Source organism: Shewanella sp. SG41-4 (genome assembly GCF_014164505.1).
Lineage (GTDB): Bacteria > Pseudomonadota > Gammaproteobacteria > Enterobacterales > Shewanellaceae > Shewanella.
Map to the genome: position 1 here is coordinate 1 of NZ_JACJFI010000079.1, position 16263 is coordinate 16263.

A 16263-nucleotide genomic window follows, 5' to 3' on the forward strand; every position below is an offset into this window, starting at 1 on the left:
GGGCTTCTGAAAGTTCCATAAAAAAAAATCCGATAATAAAGATTATCGGATTTTCGCAGACTAGAAAGATCGGTCAACCGATCAGTTAAATTTTCTCGTTTTACCGCTTAACTGATCGGCATTACCACCTTGCGGTGACTTTATTAATTGTTTATATCTATAAATTTTCAGCTTATTGGCTAACACTTGCACCTTCCAAATATTTTTCGCAGCTGCATTATCTAATTATTATTTCTCTGCTGCAGTGAGGCTATAAGAAGTCTTGATTGATATTCCATCATGCTGAGGATCTAACGACCAAACCAGCTTTAAAGATTTTAATCTTTATCACCTACATGCCTTACAATCATTCGAGTATTACGCTGCCAGTAACCACCATAAACATCATGACGACTTAAGCGACCGTATAAATGGTGTAAAATCTTTCCATCACCCACATACACCGCGGCATGGTTCACTCGCTTACTTTGTATTTGTATTAAAAATACATCACCTATTTCTAACTGATCATGCACCTGGATAAAGCCAGCTTTGGTAAAATTATCCAGATAGAGTTCTTCTTCCCCTTCCCACCATCCGTCTTTACGTTCAAAGTTTGGCAATTTGATATGTTTGATTTCTCTATACCAGTCTCGAACACAGCTATAGCAATCCCATACACCATGAACAAATGGCCGACCTATTAACGGAGGGGATTCACCTGTTGGTACGATTGAACGTAAGTCTCCTTCTGGCCAGCTTAATATATGCCAAGGCAATTGAGTGGCTTCACACATCGCTATATCGCGTTGACTAGGTTTACTGGTTGCATTTGGATGACTGTGACAAATACCGATAATATTGCCTTGGTCTTCTGCAGCGGCATACTCTTGGACGGATATTTCAAACTCATCAGCCTTGTGCGTGGACACGTTAGTGCATGGTAAATAGCATGCTTTATTTGCTTGCTGAACGATAAGCCCGCAACACTCTTGCGGGTAGGTACTTTGTGCATGCTGAGAGAATGCCTGCAAGAGTATTGGATGCATATAGACCTACTTTCTGATGAATACTGATGTTTAGTGCTTAGTGTTAACGTATAAGGCGAACGCTAGGGAAACCGCCGTGGGGTAATTCTTCATTTTCACCAAATCGTTTAGTGCAACCGGCTATGGTTCCGGAACACTGATCAAGTTCTGGGTTGTCTGTCGGAAGATCTTCATCGGTAAACATAGCGATACCGGTATAACCGCAATCGGCACCTCTGTACTCACCACGCTGACACCAGAAACAATACGATGTCATTTGCCTTCCAATCTTATATCCCGAAAGATCTGCAGGGTTAGATAGCTCAAAGGTTACTGACACGTTATCTTCATTCACCTTTTTATCAATATACCAAATCTCAATAGATTCTTGAGTGGGGTCAGAAAATGCATTACCGCCGGGAAAGTTTTTACTATCGATGTATTTTGCGAGTGTTCTTCGAATAGTCACTTTTGCTTGTTCCATATTCTGAAAATACAAACAAAGCGCACTAATACTGCCATCAATATTAGCTACGGTCAGCATAGGAGAACTCGGAGAACCATCAGAGTTAACCTCTAACCCTTCCAATTTAGCCGGCCATGCAGAGTATTCCTCATCTTGCCAAAAAATGACCCTCAGAGGTACTTCTGCTTGTACTAAATCTGTCGTTTGATAAGGAATATTATGGGCGTGAAATCTAAGTATGTCAGCGCCAAATGTACTACCATCAATTTCAAAAAGGATTATTTCATTGCCAGGTTCGAGCGTTTGAATATCACTGTTAAGCATTTTATTTCTCGTTCATTGAATTCTATTCTAAAGGGGATAGTTATTATTAATATTTAAGGATGAAATGCTTGTTCAAAGGTGGCTGTAATACGGTACATACCGCCACCAAGAGGTGTGTTTGTGACTTGAACGGCTTTAAATAGTGAAGTAGTACCAAGAGGCGGTGTCCACTGGAAAGCCTTAAAGCCCTGGTGAGAGTCTAGAAATGCCATTATGGCTTCTGAATCTGATTTGTTTTTAGTAAAAAGCAATGGCCAGCTTTGAGTTTTGCTATTGATACCATCACCTACAGACTGGCTATAACCATCGCCAAATTGAGCAGTTCTAGTTCTATACCTTATCTCACCTGTTGCACCATTGTCTGCAGGCCATATAAATGCTTGAGTTGCCATTAGCGGTATCCTCCAGCCATACTTCGACCAATTTGTCCGTTGGGACGTAAGTCTTTTGCCAGCAACTCTCGATATTTTTGCTCAACAAATTTACCGATCTCTGAGCCAAACTGATTTAACGCTGGCGTATCTGAAGTGGTCGTCGTATTACCACTTTTTTCAATATTAATTTGAACATTTACACCACTGGAACCAGTCATTGCAGCAGGAATGCCCTTAAAAGTTGAACCGCCTACAACGCCACCTTCAGCATAACCAGTGTGGCCTTTTCGCATTGCTTCTACTGTCGCAACACCACCAGCGAGGGCAACATCACGCTGAGACCAAACAACTTCACCTTTATGTACTATCCCTGCAGGTTGATACTTGCCACCCGCGCCAGTGTAACCACCAGAAGAGAAGCCTGTGGCTTTTCCGTCTACAACCCCGCCGTCAGCATAACCTCCGAACAGGCTACCGACTAAACCCGCAACAGCTTTTTGTATCGCTATTTTTGCGATATCCGCCAATATTGATTTAGCCAGCCCGGCAAAATCTGCTTTACCAGTAGTCACAAAATCGGTAAGCGCGTCTGTCATTCCGCCAAATGCACCATCCATTAGTGTTTTAGTTTGTCCAGCCATGTCGGCTGCTGCATCAATGTAGTTTTGCATTGATGAACGGGCGCCATTAGTCCAGTCGGCCTGTTTGGCATCGAGTGCTGAATAGTATTCATCTTGGACAGCCAATCGCGCCGAAAGGTTATTTTCCAGCATAGCCAGCTGTTGCTGATATTCTTCGTCGGTAGTTCTGCCAGCGATGTTATCTGATAACGCCTTACCTTGAGCTCGTTCAACATCATGCTCAATCCCTTGGCGATCACCTAGACGCTGCTGTGCTTTGTCGCCAAGACCAAAGGTGGCGAGTTTATCAGCGTTGCGCTGTTGTTCTGCGGCGAGGTTAGCCGTGAGATTGGCGCTGTAGCTTTGCAGGCGGATTGATTCATTGCGCTTTTGAATTTCGTCATCGAGAGCAACGTTTTTTTCGAGTTGGGCACGGATTACTGATTGTTCTGCCAACAAACTTTTCTGTTGGGCGGTTAGCACATCTTTATTTTTAATATCTGCAACTTGCTGTTCAAATTTAACTAATTCTTTTTGCGACTGAGTGAGTTTGATATTTGACTCTAGCTGACCTTGCAAGCCTGCTTGAGTTTCGCGTAAACGCATGAGGTACGTGGTAGCAGCATCGTCCGCAAAGGCTTTGGTCGTTTTAGCGGTGTCTTTAAACTTTTCTTCTATCGATGCCAGATCACGTTTGATTTTTTCAGGATCAAGTAAGGCACTATTAGCGTCAGCTTTTCGCACCTTTTCGATATTGTCGTTATATTCTTTTATTGCTTTAGTGCGTTTTTGCTCATTGGTGAGGGTTTCATCGGTGACTTTAGCAATGGCACGTTGAGCCTCAATTGAGTCTTGATTGATTTTGGCACGTTCGGCTTGTTTTTTTGCTAGTTTTGATTCAAGATCAATTTGATCACTGATTTGCTTATTTTCATCTTGAAGAACTTTCATTAACGCCGCACGACGAATAGCTTCCCCGCCAGAACCTTTACCTTTAGCGCCTAATTCGAAAATCTTTTGAACATTAATAGCTAATTTATCATCAAGTGTTTCAGACCTACCAATCCCAGCAATCTCATCCCACGCTTCGGATGCTGCATCTTTTACTCCTTTCCAACTTCTCTCAACATAACCTAGATTAGAAGTGATATCGCTGGTGCGATCGCCTATTGCATCGCTATAAGCCTTAAATGCCAAGTCCGCTGCTTCTGTAGATTTACCTGATTCTTTAAGCGATACAATCTGTTCATAAACCGCGGCAGTTAGGAAGTTATATTTTTTATTGAGTTCTTCAACAGCCTTTACAGGGTCATCGGCTAATTTGGCAAACTCAGCCACCGTATCAGCAACGGCCTTACCCGTTACGTTCTCCATTTGTACGGCAGCTAAACCGACTAACTCGATTTGATTGGCTGCAAACTTGCCTGTATTCGCTACTTCAGCTAATGCAGCAGCAGCTTGGCGTTGTGTACCGCTAATACCATCGATACGTTTGGCGGCATCCATTAGTTGACCGGAGGTTGTGCCAGCTGAATTACCAGTAAGAATAAGCGCATTACGAAGTCGGTCAGCTTCGATACTTCCTTGATAATAAGCAAGGGTTAATACCGCTACTGCAGCTGCACCAATAGTGAATGGGTTTACCATGCCGGCAACGTAACTTCCCATAGCTTTGGCGGCTGGACCTATACCGCCAAACATATCTTTTAACTGGCCACCTTGCTGTAAAAATACCGTTAACGGGTTTTGTCCACCTTGAAGCGATACGGCGATATCAGTAAATTGTGCCGGCAAGCCACGCGTTGCAAATGCCATTTGCTTGGCAGATAGGCCTGCTTTATTGAACTGGATATCTGTTTTATCAAGCTGAGCACCTGTTCTACCTAGCTCACTCCGCATTTGTGAAAGTCGTTTTGAATATTGATCATATTCACTTCCGGCTAATGTTCCTGCTTCTCGATGTTTTTGAAGCTGTCGCTCCATTTTATCTAGCTTGGCGTACTCTGCGACAAGTGGATCTATCTGCCCCATTAATCGGACTAAATCATTTTTCTGCTTTGCCGCTGCTCTAGAAACTTTATCTAGTGACCGCTCAGCTTTATCCATTCCAGCATTGAAGCTGCCTGTTTCAGCGATCATATTTAGCGTTAGCGTACTTAACGACCGATTAGACATTAACTTGCTCCGAGATTGATATTAAGCCATCCGTGGCGTTATTTTTTGATTGCACTGGCTTGAAGCATGACGAGTACATCATCAATGCTGGCTTCTTGGGGTTGTTGGTCTTCTTCTTGACTGAATAGCATGAACACTGATAACTCGGCTTTACCGCCATGTATGGTATTCATGTGATGCATTTGTGCTGCAGCAATGCGTTCTTGACGTAATTGAACACTTAAAGGACCATACTTTTCGCGATACGCCATCCAGTAGACAACTTCTTTGTGGGTTAGGTTTTGCTTGGCTTGTTCAACGGTTCTTCCACCAACGCCGGCGAGGACGAGCTCGTGCCAGAATTCGTCGTCGGCGGTAAGGATTTTGGGTCAGGTTTGAGCCCTATCCCATTCACTTCATTTATGGCGCCAATTAATGCCATACCAAGCGAGTCACAAATAGGACCATGAGCAGCATTACCAATAATGTCGTCAACACTAAATAATGGCGTACCCTCTTCATCAACAATGCTTGAAACAATGCGTGAAGTAAGCGAATCAACACCAGTGTTGTAGTGATTAGCTTCTATATTTGCAGTAGAAAATGATTTTTTACGTACAAAAATAACAGCGCTGACAGTTTCACCTTTATCGTTAAACCACGATATTTCTCGTTGTTCAGGATTAACGGGAGAAAATGAGCCAGATTGGATTAGGCTAGCAACACTTAATTTCATAGTATTTCCTTGGTGTATAAAAATGCCCAAAGGGAAACCAATGGGCTATTTAGCATAAGTTTATGTTTTAGGTACCAAGATTGGGTCACCGGAAACTTGAATGCCTACCGTTGATTTAACAACGTCGTTTTGTGTAAAGCCAAATGGGTAAGCAGTCATAAAGCCTTCGAACGTTATCCATGTTCTGGTTGGTGGTAACACAAAATCATCGGCTAAGAATGTTGGCGGCGTACCAACTGCATCAGACCAACCAAGTGCCCACTTAAGTGTGATACCCGCTGTTTTTAATTGGTGCAAACGTAAGTGACTAGGGTTTTTGGGATCAACGTTAATGCCAAACGTTGCCGCACCTGGTGATTTGAGACCTGATACGAACTCACGCGCCAATGCTTCTAATGGGGTGGTTTCGATTGAATCAACGGCACTATCAATACCATCGATACTCGTGACGGCAGTGATGACTAATACGGAATTATCTTCCGGATCGATTGCATAGAGCTGGGTGCCCTGTGTTTTCATACTCATGTGTTTTGCTCCTAACAATAAACCTTGCGGCAGATACAAAAAAGCCCCTACGGTTGCAGAGGCTTAGGGGTAAATAAAGGGCTAATTTTATTAGCGGTTAACTATCCAGTCCACATCAAAACTATGGCGATAATGCCCAGTTTGTTCGTCTCGACTATCACCGTTAAAGTTTGTTGTGTAAGCATCTAATTCAATAGCTGTTCGAATTGCATCACCCACATTTGATGCTGATGAACCTGATATAGCATACACATCAACTTGCAAACTGAACGTGTCTGTATCTGGTCCTCCTGATACGTAGTTTTCAGGACTACCACCAATGACTTGCCAAACCGCATAAGGTTTGGCCACATCTTGTGGCGCTTGACCAAATGGATACAGCCGTGTGGGAGTGCTACCTAATAGTTGCGTAACAACGGTATTTGCTACACATACAGAAAATATCGGTACCATACTCATGACAATGCCTTATCAAGTTCTTTGTTGAACTCGTTGATAAACTTATCTGTTACTTGGTTAACGTTGTTAGCCAGAGCTGGGCGCAGGTATGGTTGAGCAGCAGCTCGTTCGGTACCGAGTTCAACTAAGTGCCAGTGCGGAGTATTACCTTTAGCACCTTGGTCAGTATTTGGCGTAGGAATACGGCCGCGATTAGTGGCGACACCAACACGATACATAATCACCCCTTTTTGACGATAAAGTTTGCTGGCAAACTGCAAGGTGACGTTATCACGGATACGTCGACCCGTTTTGGGGTCATCAACTGCGAGTGCGTTTTGTTGAGCAGCTTTTTTTACAATACCAGCCGCTTTGCGCAATGCGGTGCGGGTGCCAGTATCATTAACGGTTTGGCTGACCTTATTCATTTTTGCTTTGACGTCTTTTACGCCAAGCAAACTAAACTCAAACGATGCTGACATATTAATAACCTTAGTTCACACCATCTTTGCAACGGAGTCGCCACTCTTGACGCCCTGTTAAATCGGTTTCAATTGAATGGATGTCATATACCCTACCATCCCACAATATGCGGCACTGATAAAATAGACTGATATCGACTGGAAACCAGCGGATGTTAATTCTTGCAGTTGTTTCGGATTGCTTGGCATCGGCAGCAATAAATTCACGACCAGCACCGGTTAACACTTCAGCTGGCACGCTATTGAGTGGCTTTAGGCCAAGATAAAGCGTTTGCCATCCTGCAATTTCTTCGCCTGTTTGCGGATCTTGTGTTTTTTCAGGCTGTTGTATATGAATGCGATGGCGTAGTCGATGAGATAACATTAAATACCCCAGCCTATTCGATATGGCGTTAATTTTATTTCAGCAGCAAGACGTAATTTTGGCACATCATCTGGAGCAGCTTGATAGTTTGCTTGTAGCAATATCATCACTCCCATTGTCACGCTGGGTGGCAGCTTGCCCGTTGCTTCAACAACCAAAATAGACAGGGATTCCCTTCCCAAGAATTGGCAGGCTTCATCTTCAGCGGCATCGAGCAAAAGTTGTAGCTTGTCATCATCTTCATCATGAATGACATCGAGGTACGGCTTTGCTTGGATTAATGTTATAAGGCCCACTGATGACTCCTACTCACTATTTTTTATGCTTTAGTCTTTTTGCTGGTATCAGCTTTAGCCTTTAATGCTGCTTCTTCATCAGCCTTAGCCTTTAACGCATCCTCTTCGTCAGACTTAGCCTTTATTGCTGCTTCTTCATCAGCTTTAGCCTTTAACGCAGACTCTTCGTCAGCCTTAGCCTTTAAAGCAGCTTCATCGTCTGGGGCATGATCTACCATTCCAAGCGCTTTTAGTTCATTGAAGTTGTGCTGTTCAACCTCAAATGGTTTTGATTGTTTTGTTTTCACTTCTTTTACGAAATAAAACGATTTAAGTGCAATAGCCATAACAATAGCCATGGGAGTTCTCCTATAAAAAACAATAAAGGCTGAACATTGTCAGCCTTTAATTGATTTACTTATCAGTTAAGTGATTTGATTACTTTGGGCATATTCACTTATACGAAGGTAAAGTCACCCGTTACAAATGCTTCTGGACGATATACCGCTAACGCTAATCGCTCTTCTGCACGAATACTGACCATATTGTTTTCAAAGTCTTTGTCGTTCTCGGTTGAGATTAAGACTTCAATATCCATGCGGTCATAAATTTGTGCACCCATTTGAAATGCACCCACTAAGAACTCGTTTTGAACAATAGACTGAGTTTCAACCACTGGACGGTTCCAAAGCGTTGGTGAGGTTTGGCCTTGTGGCTTGCCGATTAAGTAATTTTTATTACTGTCTTTAAGCATTTCAATAACAGCCCAATCAATTGGGTTGAGCACAATACCGTCTGCCGCATACTCAGCTAATGCTGCTTGCAGTAATGCAAGACGAATACGGTCAATATGCTGCTCAGTATCGACGTTTGCACCAGTTGGCTTAACGTAAGTACTAGCCTGCGGGATAATGCCGTGTAAGTTTGCACCGGTGTTATTGCCATAAAGTAGTTGTAACTCTTCTTTAAGCATTAACCCGTATTTTGCACGAGCATTGATAAAGCTTTGTAATTGTTTTGCATCGTCTAATATTTGACGACTGCCTTTAAACATATGAGCAATAGTGCGAACGGCATTGTTAACTAAACCAAAAGTGATGTCTGAATAGGGTTTACCGGTGTTTTCTGCTACGGGCGCAGCATTGTTAGTAAAGCCTGTTTCTTTGACGTATTCAACGCTGTTACTTTCTGTTTCACCTGGTGCAATTAAGTCACGAATAGTTAAGCGGCGCTCTGGGCCAGCCACAATACCAGCCATACGATCTGGTCGAACTAATGCGCCACCTGAACCACCTGCAGAGGTAATAGCAGAACGTGGCATACCAACACGACGACTACCACGGAATGAGCTATTAACACCGTCCATCTCTTTGTCGTTAGCTACCCGCTCGCCAATTGACATTTCGTGCTCTTCTTCGCGACTTTCAGGACCTTTTAACAGTTTTTGTTCTGCTTCTTGTAAGCGAGATTGTAAGGCCCCCTGCTCTAACAGCAGCTTATCGACTTTATCACGCGTTTCAGCATGCATTTCACCAGAAGCCTTGATCTGCTTGTTGGTTTCTTCTGCTGCTGATTTAATTTGATCACCAATCTTGGTCAGATTAGTGCCTAGTTCTTCAACTTGTTTTTCAAAATTTGGGTTCGGCATTGTCGCCTCCAGTTATTTAATTAAGATAGTTTTTGACGCGCTAATTAACGCGCTTAGATCAGGGGCGACAGCGTTTTGCGTATCGGACACATCAGCACCTGGCATGATGCCGCCAACAGCGCTCGGCGTGCTGGACTTTAAATCTTGTAATAGTTGGCGGCGCTCACTGCGCGGAACGCCTGCTTTTGCCATGGCCGCATCCACTTTACGGAGCGAGTTTGCATTGGCGTTGTCGGTAGTCTCGCCAATTTCATCGGTAGATAACGTGCCTGATGCAAAACCTAACTCGACGGCTTTTTTGCCACGAATAAAGGTTTCTTCATCCATCATTTTGGTAATGGCTTTTTCGCTCTGGTCACTACCGTCTACATATAAATCGACCATGGCAGCATCAAACTCCTCCATATCATCAGCAACGTTTCTTAATGCATGGCGGTTGCCGACGGTGTACACCCAACAGTTGTGGATCATCAGGAAGGCTGAGCTGGCGACAAAACGCGCATCATCAGCACCAGCCATGTAAATGACGGATGCGGCAGAAGCAGCAAGGCCAAGCACTTTAGTGGTCACTTTGCCTTTGTGCTCAAGCAAGCGGTTATAAATGGCGATACCTTCGAACATATCGCCACCGGGAGAATTGATGTAGACGGTCACATCTTTATCTGCGCCGATACTGCGTAGCGCAGCATCGATACGCTTCAGTGTGACGCCTTCTCCATACCAGTCCTCGCCAATGATGCCGTAAACCGTAATGGTAGATTCAGTGTTTTCAACCGCGGCCTGAATCGCTGGGTTCCACAGCTCTTGCGCGCGCGGAGAAATATCGCAGCGCACTCCGCTCTGCGAGAAGCTTTTTGGAAATGGCATGGTTTACCCCTAGTTGTCTTGATTAAGCCAGCTATTTAATGCGGCTTGTACTTTTGCAGATTCAGATTGAGCACCCAGCTGATCAATGGGGGCTAAGTTGGTTTGAACAGTTAACACATTGGCATTGCCGCCACGGCGCGGTAAGTTTTCTTTAACGCGGCAATCGTCACGGGTGTAAATACCGTTTTGAGTCATTTTGCTGTAGAACTCTGCTCGTGATGCGCTATCGCCACGAAGCAGGGCTTCAAGGTTATATTGAGCGTACTGAGTTTGACGCTGTGCTGGAGTGAGCAAGTTGATGCTAATTGACTGCTCAATGCGGCGGATCCAAGACGATAACGTCAAGGTGACAAAGCCGATCATCTTTTGCTCTAACCCTGTGCCCCAATTGCTATCTTTACCACCAAAACCAATTAATGAAGGGTCCACTAAAAACCAGCGGCAGATTTCTTCTACGCTGTAGTTTCGCGACTCGAGTAACTGGGCATCAATCGGGTTGATGCCAATCAACTCAGGGGTAACACCTTGCTCAAGTACGGGGGATTTACCCGCGTTCATTGCGCCAGTGATGGTTTTTACATACTCACGAAATTCTGCGCGCTGATCAGGTTTTAATATGCGATCTACCTTGAAGGCGACTGTTTTTGTCATACCATTTTTAAAGGTATTGGCGCTAACATCTTCGGCTGACATAGCGCCACCAAATACATTGGCACCATAGGAAATAGTCGATAAGCCAATCAAACCATCCAGCGAGAATGCGGGAATGTGCATCATGTTTTGCTTTTCGATTTGGCGCTTTTTACCCTTTCGAGGCGTGTACCAATACACTAGGCTGCCGTTGTCGGCGAGATCGATATCCATGCGGTGTGGCATAAGGAAATCGAGTGCGATAATGTCGGCACCTGAACGGTGGATCTCAATGAATGCATTACCCTTTAGCAGCAATGAGGCAATGACGGCCTCCCAAAACTGCATTGCTGTCATGTCAGCATTTGGCTTAAGACTTAATACATTTGATAGGCTGCTTTGAACCTGTACTCTGCCGCCATCACTTTGGCGCTCGTATAACCCCAATGGCAGCATTGCAACGGTTTCAGCAATGCGGCGAACACAGGCCCAAACAGCTGCAAGCTGCATAGCGGTATTCACATTAACCGTTTTGCCGCTTTTTGAGGTTGCCATTAATTGCGACCAAAAATCACCGTCTGTGAGTCTTAAGGTTTTACCCATAAAACTATCTAACGATGCAAATGGCTGGTTCGCGGCCTTGGCTATAATACTTGTTAGTGAATTTGATGGTTTCACGCTGTCATTCCTTTACGTAAAAATGAAGCGCCAGCAAATGAAAATACCGAGGCCGCCACTAAAGACCAACCAAGACCGAATAATATGTAAACGCCAGCAACGGCCAGTAATGAACCAGAAAGCGCCAATAAAATGAATAGTGCGAGTGGTAAGGTCATTAGTAAATTGGGTCCCGTATTGCTTCTAACCAATCTTCATCGTCATCAATGCCTTCAGACTCTAAAGCGGTTCCCACAGCCATTGCAGCGGCAACCACACCATCGATGCGACCGGTTGATTTTTTCTTGGTGAATATTCGATTGTCTTTGGCATCCGCTTCAAGCACTGCGCTTGCTGCATTCCACCTAAGACAAGGATTGATTTTTATTTTGATTTCTTTATCGGTGATCAGCTTTTCAAATAGTTCGATTGACCGCGGCATCCAAAGGTTTGATTCAGATGCTTTGTAGTAACCTTGCCCGTGTTTAACCAATGGGATATAGACGTTTGCTTCAACCAATACAGGCTCGAGGTAATTAATGCGGTATTGGTCGAAACCAATGCATTTAATGTCGAACTGTGCGGATAAATCGGCTATTCGCTCAGCAACAAAGCTGTAATCTACTGCATGACCCGGTGGCGCATGGATGAAACCTTGTTTTTCCCATAATGAATACGGCACGTTGTCGGTGCGTTCGCGGTCTAAAAGCGTATCTTTTGGTGTCCAAAACTCTACTAACAAGGTTTTAACCCGTGGAAAGTAAAGCCCTAGTGCGGTTAAATCCCTGGTACCCGATAAATCTAAGCCGCCGTAACACTCTTCACCGGCGAGTTCGTTAATATCGATGTCATCTTCGCAGTCTGTCCACGTATCTGACGATAACCAAGGTGATGCAGAATCAACCCACTGACAAAAGTTAAGCCGGCGAACAATACTTTCTTTGGCTGGCATGCCTTTAGCTTGAGTAACTTGCTCTCTCAAGTATTTATGATTGAATGTATGCCCAAGTGATGGGTTAGCCTTTGGCCAACAGCTCTCATCATTTATGGGGTCGTCGCCTTCATCTAACGAGCAGATAAAAGCGAAGAAGGAATCATCTTCTTTGGTACCAGCACAAATTGATTTACCGTATTCATGATATGAGTAACAAACGCTGGTACGGTCATGGCCTGAGTTGGTGATCATGAAGATCAACGCTTGTTTGCGGCCTTTGGTACCGGCTCGCATCATTTCTACAACGTTGTTGTTTTTGTGTTCGTGCACTTCGTCAATCAGGGCCATGTGTGGCCGCGGACCAGATTGACCGTTATCTGAACTAATCGGTCTAAAAAAAGAGTTTTTAGCGATATACGCTAGGTTCCAAACACTTTGCCCTGTACCTGACTTTTTAAGTCTTGAGCTTAATTGAGGCGATTGATTGACCATTGAAACCGCATCGCGGAACAAAATCATAGCTTGGTCTTTTTTGGTCGCAGCGGCATAAACCTCTGCTGACGCCTCTTTATCAGCGACTAACCCATACAGCCCAATACCCGCTGCAAGTGGAGATTTACCGGAGCCTTTACCACTTTCGACATAACACATACGAAAACGACGCGTGTGATCTTCAGCTTTCCACCCAAACAATGAACCAACGATAAATGCTTGCCAGTCGAGCAGCTGAAACGGTTTCCCTTCGTGATCACCACCACTTAATCGTAATACTTTTGGGAAGAATGATATCGCACGATTTGCTGCTTCTAAGTCAAAATAAAGACCACGTTCGTGGCCTGTTTCTAAATCTTTTAGGTGCCGTTTGCAGGCGTTGCGAATGTCTGGTCCCGCTAAAAACTCACCTGATACCACTTCCTTTGCCCAGCGTGTAACATGGTCTTGATGTTTATCCGAAGAACTCGTCGATTTCTTCTTTTTCCTTACTACCATCAGTTACCTGTACTTTGCTTCTTGCGGAAGGGGTTAATCCAAATTCAACGAGATAGCCTTTAAAGCGCCGATCGGCATCTGCTAGCATTTGTACTGCAGGATTCGCTTTCATTAACATTTGCTCGACTTGGGTAAACTCTTTAGTTTCTTCATCGACGTTTTCACCAATGATTTTTACGCTTTGATATGTTCTGCCGTTTTTCTTGATTTCATCCCTTAATTCAAGAATTTCGGCGTAGACATCACATAAACGCTCAAGTGCCATACCATCGGCTAAGGTAAGAACGCCCATATCTTTAAGTAGTTTGGTCAGCTTTTTCCAAGCTGCTTTTGCGCGTGGGCTTAAATGAGATGGCATTCTAGGAATACCAGGCGCTAATTTGGGCTCTTTTTTATTAAGTGCACGTTTGCCCGGGTTACCAGTGACTAGCTTGAGCGCGGTGGGTGTAGCTTTTCTGCCAGCCGCCACTTTAACCTCGCTTATTTATTCCAATGATGATTAGGATCTGTTGGTTTGCCGTTTTCATCAGCGCCAAGCCTAACGCCTCGGTTCTCCATTATTTTCTTAGTGCTATCATGACAAGGTTTACAAAGGGGTTGCCAGTTATCGGTATCCCAAAACAGGGCTTGATTGCCTTGATGCGGTTTAATATGGTCAACAACGGATGCCGCTACAATTTTGTTTTCCTGTTCACAGAAACAACAAAGTGGATTGCGCTTTAAAAATGTTTCTCTGGCCTTCTGCCATTTGCCACCATATCCACGCTCTGCCGTTTTACGTTTGTCATCACGCCAGCTAATGTCTTTACTCATAGTTCATCTGGTTGATCTAAATAGTTTGGTGTTGCTGCTTGTTCAGAATCAGCAGCCATAAGTTGATCCATAATATCTAGATTACTATTAACCAATTGGCTAATAGCCGTTGTTTGCTGATTAAGCGCTTCAGTTTGGGCTTTCAACGCATCTATCAAGGCATCTATTTTACTCATCACTACACCCTAATTTAGATGTGGCTTTTAACGCTGCCATTCTAGCTTTATGATATTCAAGATCGCGTATCTCTGATGACTGAGTTCGGCGGTATTGAACAATAAAGAGGGCTATTGTTGATGCAATACCGAGCAATAGCGCAATATTACTTAACGATAAGAAACCGCCTATCGCAGTCGAAATAGAAGCAATATAGCTCCCAGTTTGAACAGTTTTATCCATAATTGGCGTCGTCATAGTTTTGTTAATCATATTTTCGCCTCCGATCACTCGGTAGACAGCTTTGATTTCTGATCACGGATCCAGTTATCTAACGTGACCCAATCAAGGTCACAGAGTGATATAACTTCAATTAGTGAGTTGGTGTAATTAGAAAGTTCTTGGTTTGTTTGGCTGGAGTACTCCGGAACCAAACATTTGCTTATCAGTTCCGCTGGAGGGAACACATAGACTGTCTTTGTTACGGTAACGGTTCGCACATTTGGCGGAATGCTCGAGCACCCGACTAATATCATTTGGGATATTAGCAGCACCCCAAGAAATCGTTTTTTCATCAGTTGTCCCGTCAAAAATCTGTAGCAGCTTTTTATTGCTGACGGCAAAATCCTTTTTTATTTCAGCTCGATTTAACTCGCGTTCGCTAAATGTCTTAGCCAGCAATGTCAAACTTTCTCGCAACTTAATCTTATCTAATTCAGCGACTTCCAACTCATTTGTGATAGAAGTCAAATCCCTTTCTAAGTATTCCCGGTTTTGCTCTGAAGTAGCCAGATCGCTCTTTAGTAGTGCTATTTGCCCCTGATTTACTTTAAAAAGCGCCATTAAACCGATGGTTAAGATAATCAGTAAACTGATAACTAACGTAATGATTTTATTCTTTAATGTGCTGAACATTTAGGTGATTCCCTCGCTCCAGAAAAAAAGGTCTCATTTCGCGGTTCTGTATAAACATGGGAGCGAACGGTCAGGGAACTGACGTGCCACAGGTTTCGACCCGCCCTACCCCCTGATGCAATGCCGCAACCGAGTTGCAGGGATTGATTTCAGGAGTTTTATTCAGTGATTTGATTGCTGACATCAAGATTTAAAACCCTTCTATAATCGATTGCTATTGCGTTGAGTTGGAAGTTGATCGGGTGATAGTTATCTTTGTGAATCAATGCATCGTTGATGTCGGTCTTGTGCTCGAGTCCAAACGCCGTAACATCTTTTGTTGCCAGGCGTTGAGCAATCATACCCAGCAACGGTTCGATACTGAGGTAGCAATAAAGCATCACATGCCTGGACATATTCGCCATCATTCAAATGAGTTCGCATGGGTGACTTCATCCATCGGCCAATGCCGTATTGATACACCCAATCGATATACAGATCATATTCAGACTGAGTTAATTCAACACCAGATAAGCTCTTACGAAATCGTTGCTCATTAACTGATATGTGAGCCTGAGCTGTCTGCAGTCCTTTGATTGGTGTAATGGTTTCACCCAGCTTTACTTGGCTACCATCAGGATGATAAGTAGAACCAAAGCCGACTGTAGGTCGATCACCTTGAACGGGAACGGTTGCAGTCGGAGAGAAACCTTCTGACACAATAAGAGTAATAAATGCAGCAGCTGATAGACTAAGACCAGCAACTAATGTTCTGTTACGCATCTTCACCACTCCCGATATTTGCTGACGTTGAAAACAAAAAGCCCCAGCAGATGCTGAGGCTTGAAAGTATTTAGTAGTTAATCGCTGACTGATTCATTAACGGGGCGCGAACCCGACCTGCGTCAT

Annotated in this window: 23 protein-coding genes and 1 pseudogene; all 24 read right to left on the reverse strand. The window is 43.9% G+C overall.

Going from position 1 to position 16263, the window contains the following annotated elements; all coding sequences use genetic code 11:
• Window positions 1-317: 317 nt before the first annotated feature.
• A complete protein-coding gene (locus H5202_RS09465; protein ID WP_182771856.1) occupies window positions 318-1028 on the reverse strand; it encodes a C40 family peptidase in 711 nt (236 codons plus the stop codon).
• A gap of 43 nt (window positions 1029-1071) precedes the next feature.
• Window positions 1072-1797, reverse strand: coding sequence for a phage minor tail protein L (locus H5202_RS09470; protein ID WP_182771857.1), 726 nt, complete (start codon window positions 1795-1797; stop codon window positions 1072-1074).
• Between the two features lie 53 nt (window positions 1798-1850).
• Window positions 1851-2189 (reverse strand): phage tail protein, encoded by a 339-nt coding sequence (locus H5202_RS09475; RefSeq protein WP_182771858.1) that lies wholly within the window; start codon window positions 2187-2189, stop codon window positions 1851-1853.
• Window positions 2189-4966: a phage tail tape measure protein gene (locus H5202_RS09480; protein ID WP_182771859.1), complete on the reverse strand. Its 2778-nt coding sequence runs from the start codon at window positions 4964-4966 to the stop codon at window positions 2189-2191. Before H5202_RS09480 ends, H5202_RS09475 begins: the two co-directional genes overlap by 1 nt.
• A gap of 38 nt (window positions 4967-5004) precedes the next feature.
• Entirely contained in the window at window positions 5005-5217 is a 213-nt protein-coding gene (locus H5202_RS09485) for a hypothetical protein (RefSeq protein ID WP_182771876.1), read from the reverse strand.
• Window positions 5218-5240: 23 nt separating this feature from the next.
• Entirely contained in the window at window positions 5241-5681 is a 441-nt protein-coding gene (locus H5202_RS09490) for a phage tail assembly chaperone family protein, TAC (protein ID WP_182771860.1), read from the reverse strand.
• 60 nt (window positions 5682-5741) lie between these two features.
• The gene (locus H5202_RS09495; protein ID WP_182771861.1) at window positions 5742-6206 is read right to left on the reverse strand and encodes a phage tail tube protein; all 465 of its coding nucleotides are present in this window, start codon (window positions 6204-6206) and stop codon (window positions 5742-5744) included.
• Between the two features lie 90 nt (window positions 6207-6296).
• Window positions 6297-6665, reverse strand: coding sequence for a DUF3168 domain-containing protein (locus H5202_RS09500; protein ID WP_182771862.1), 369 nt, complete (start codon window positions 6663-6665; stop codon window positions 6297-6299).
• Window positions 6662-7126, reverse strand: a complete 465-nt coding sequence (locus tag H5202_RS09505) for an HK97-gp10 family putative phage morphogenesis protein (RefSeq protein WP_182771863.1) — start codon at window positions 7124-7126, stop codon at window positions 6662-6664. The genes H5202_RS09500 and H5202_RS09505 overlap by 4 nt, the downstream gene beginning before the upstream one ends.
• Window positions 7127-7136: 10 nt before the next feature.
• Window positions 7137-7490, reverse strand: coding sequence for a phage head closure protein (locus H5202_RS09510; RefSeq protein WP_182771864.1), 354 nt, complete (start codon window positions 7488-7490; stop codon window positions 7137-7139).
• Window positions 7490-7786 (reverse strand): head-tail connector protein, encoded by a 297-nt coding sequence (locus H5202_RS09515; RefSeq protein WP_182741894.1) that lies wholly within the window; start codon window positions 7784-7786, stop codon window positions 7490-7492. The genes H5202_RS09510 and H5202_RS09515 overlap by 1 nt, the downstream gene beginning before the upstream one ends.
• 23 nt (window positions 7787-7809) lie before the next feature.
• Window positions 7810-8124 carry a hypothetical protein gene (locus H5202_RS09520; RefSeq protein ID WP_182771865.1) on the reverse strand — a complete coding sequence of 105 codons (315 nt, stop codon included), beginning with the start codon at window positions 8122-8124 and terminating at the stop codon, window positions 7810-7812.
• 98 nt (window positions 8125-8222) lie between these two features.
• Window positions 8223-9413, reverse strand: coding sequence for a phage major capsid protein (locus H5202_RS09525; protein ID WP_182771866.1), 1191 nt, complete (start codon window positions 9411-9413; stop codon window positions 8223-8225).
• A 12-nt stretch (window positions 9414-9425) separates the two neighbouring features.
• A complete protein-coding gene (locus H5202_RS09530; protein WP_182771867.1) occupies window positions 9426-10280 on the reverse strand; it encodes a head maturation protease, ClpP-related in 855 nt (284 codons plus the stop codon).
• Window positions 10281-10289: 9 nt separating this feature from the next.
• Window positions 10290-11588, reverse strand: a complete 1299-nt coding sequence (locus H5202_RS09535) for a phage portal protein (protein ID WP_182771868.1) — start codon at window positions 11586-11588, stop codon at window positions 10290-10292.
• On the reverse strand, window positions 11585-11746 hold the full coding sequence (locus H5202_RS09540) for a hypothetical protein (protein ID WP_182771869.1): 162 nt from the start codon (window positions 11744-11746) through the stop codon (window positions 11585-11587). Before H5202_RS09540 ends, H5202_RS09535 begins: the two co-directional genes overlap by 4 nt.
• On the reverse strand, window positions 11746-13491 hold the full coding sequence (locus H5202_RS09545) for a terminase large subunit (protein ID WP_182771870.1): 1746 nt from the start codon (window positions 13489-13491) through the stop codon (window positions 11746-11748). Before H5202_RS09545 ends, H5202_RS09540 begins: the two co-directional genes overlap by 1 nt.
• Window positions 13448-13960 (reverse strand): phage terminase small subunit P27 family, encoded by a 513-nt coding sequence (locus H5202_RS09550; protein WP_182771871.1) that lies wholly within the window; start codon window positions 13958-13960, stop codon window positions 13448-13450. Before H5202_RS09550 ends, H5202_RS09545 begins: the two co-directional genes overlap by 44 nt.
• Window positions 13961-13971: 11 nt before the next feature.
• Window positions 13972-14304, reverse strand: a complete 333-nt coding sequence (locus tag H5202_RS09555) for an HNH endonuclease (RefSeq protein ID WP_182741886.1) — start codon at window positions 14302-14304, stop codon at window positions 13972-13974.
• Window positions 14301-14480, reverse strand: a complete 180-nt coding sequence (locus H5202_RS09560) for a hypothetical protein (protein WP_182771872.1) — start codon at window positions 14478-14480, stop codon at window positions 14301-14303. The genes H5202_RS09555 and H5202_RS09560 overlap by 4 nt, the downstream gene beginning before the upstream one ends.
• On the reverse strand, window positions 14473-14733 hold the full coding sequence (locus tag H5202_RS09565) for an HP1 family phage holin (protein ID WP_182771873.1): 261 nt from the start codon (window positions 14731-14733) through the stop codon (window positions 14473-14475). The genes H5202_RS09560 and H5202_RS09565 overlap by 8 nt, the downstream gene beginning before the upstream one ends.
• Before the next feature lie 14 nt (window positions 14734-14747).
• Window positions 14748-14936: pseudogene (gene lysC / locus H5202_RS24785) on the reverse strand (Rz1-like lysis system protein LysC); the annotation flags it as partial.
• Complete coding sequence (locus H5202_RS09570; protein ID WP_182771874.1) at window positions 14851-15375, reverse strand: hypothetical protein; 525 nt, start codon at window positions 15373-15375, stop codon at window positions 14851-14853. The pseudogene lysC and the gene H5202_RS09570, both read right to left, overlap by 86 nt.
• A gap of 249 nt (window positions 15376-15624) precedes the next feature.
• A complete protein-coding gene (locus H5202_RS09575; RefSeq protein ID WP_182771875.1) occupies window positions 15625-16137 on the reverse strand; it encodes a glycoside hydrolase family protein in 513 nt (170 codons plus the stop codon).
• Between the last annotated feature and the right edge of the window lie 126 nt (window positions 16138-16263).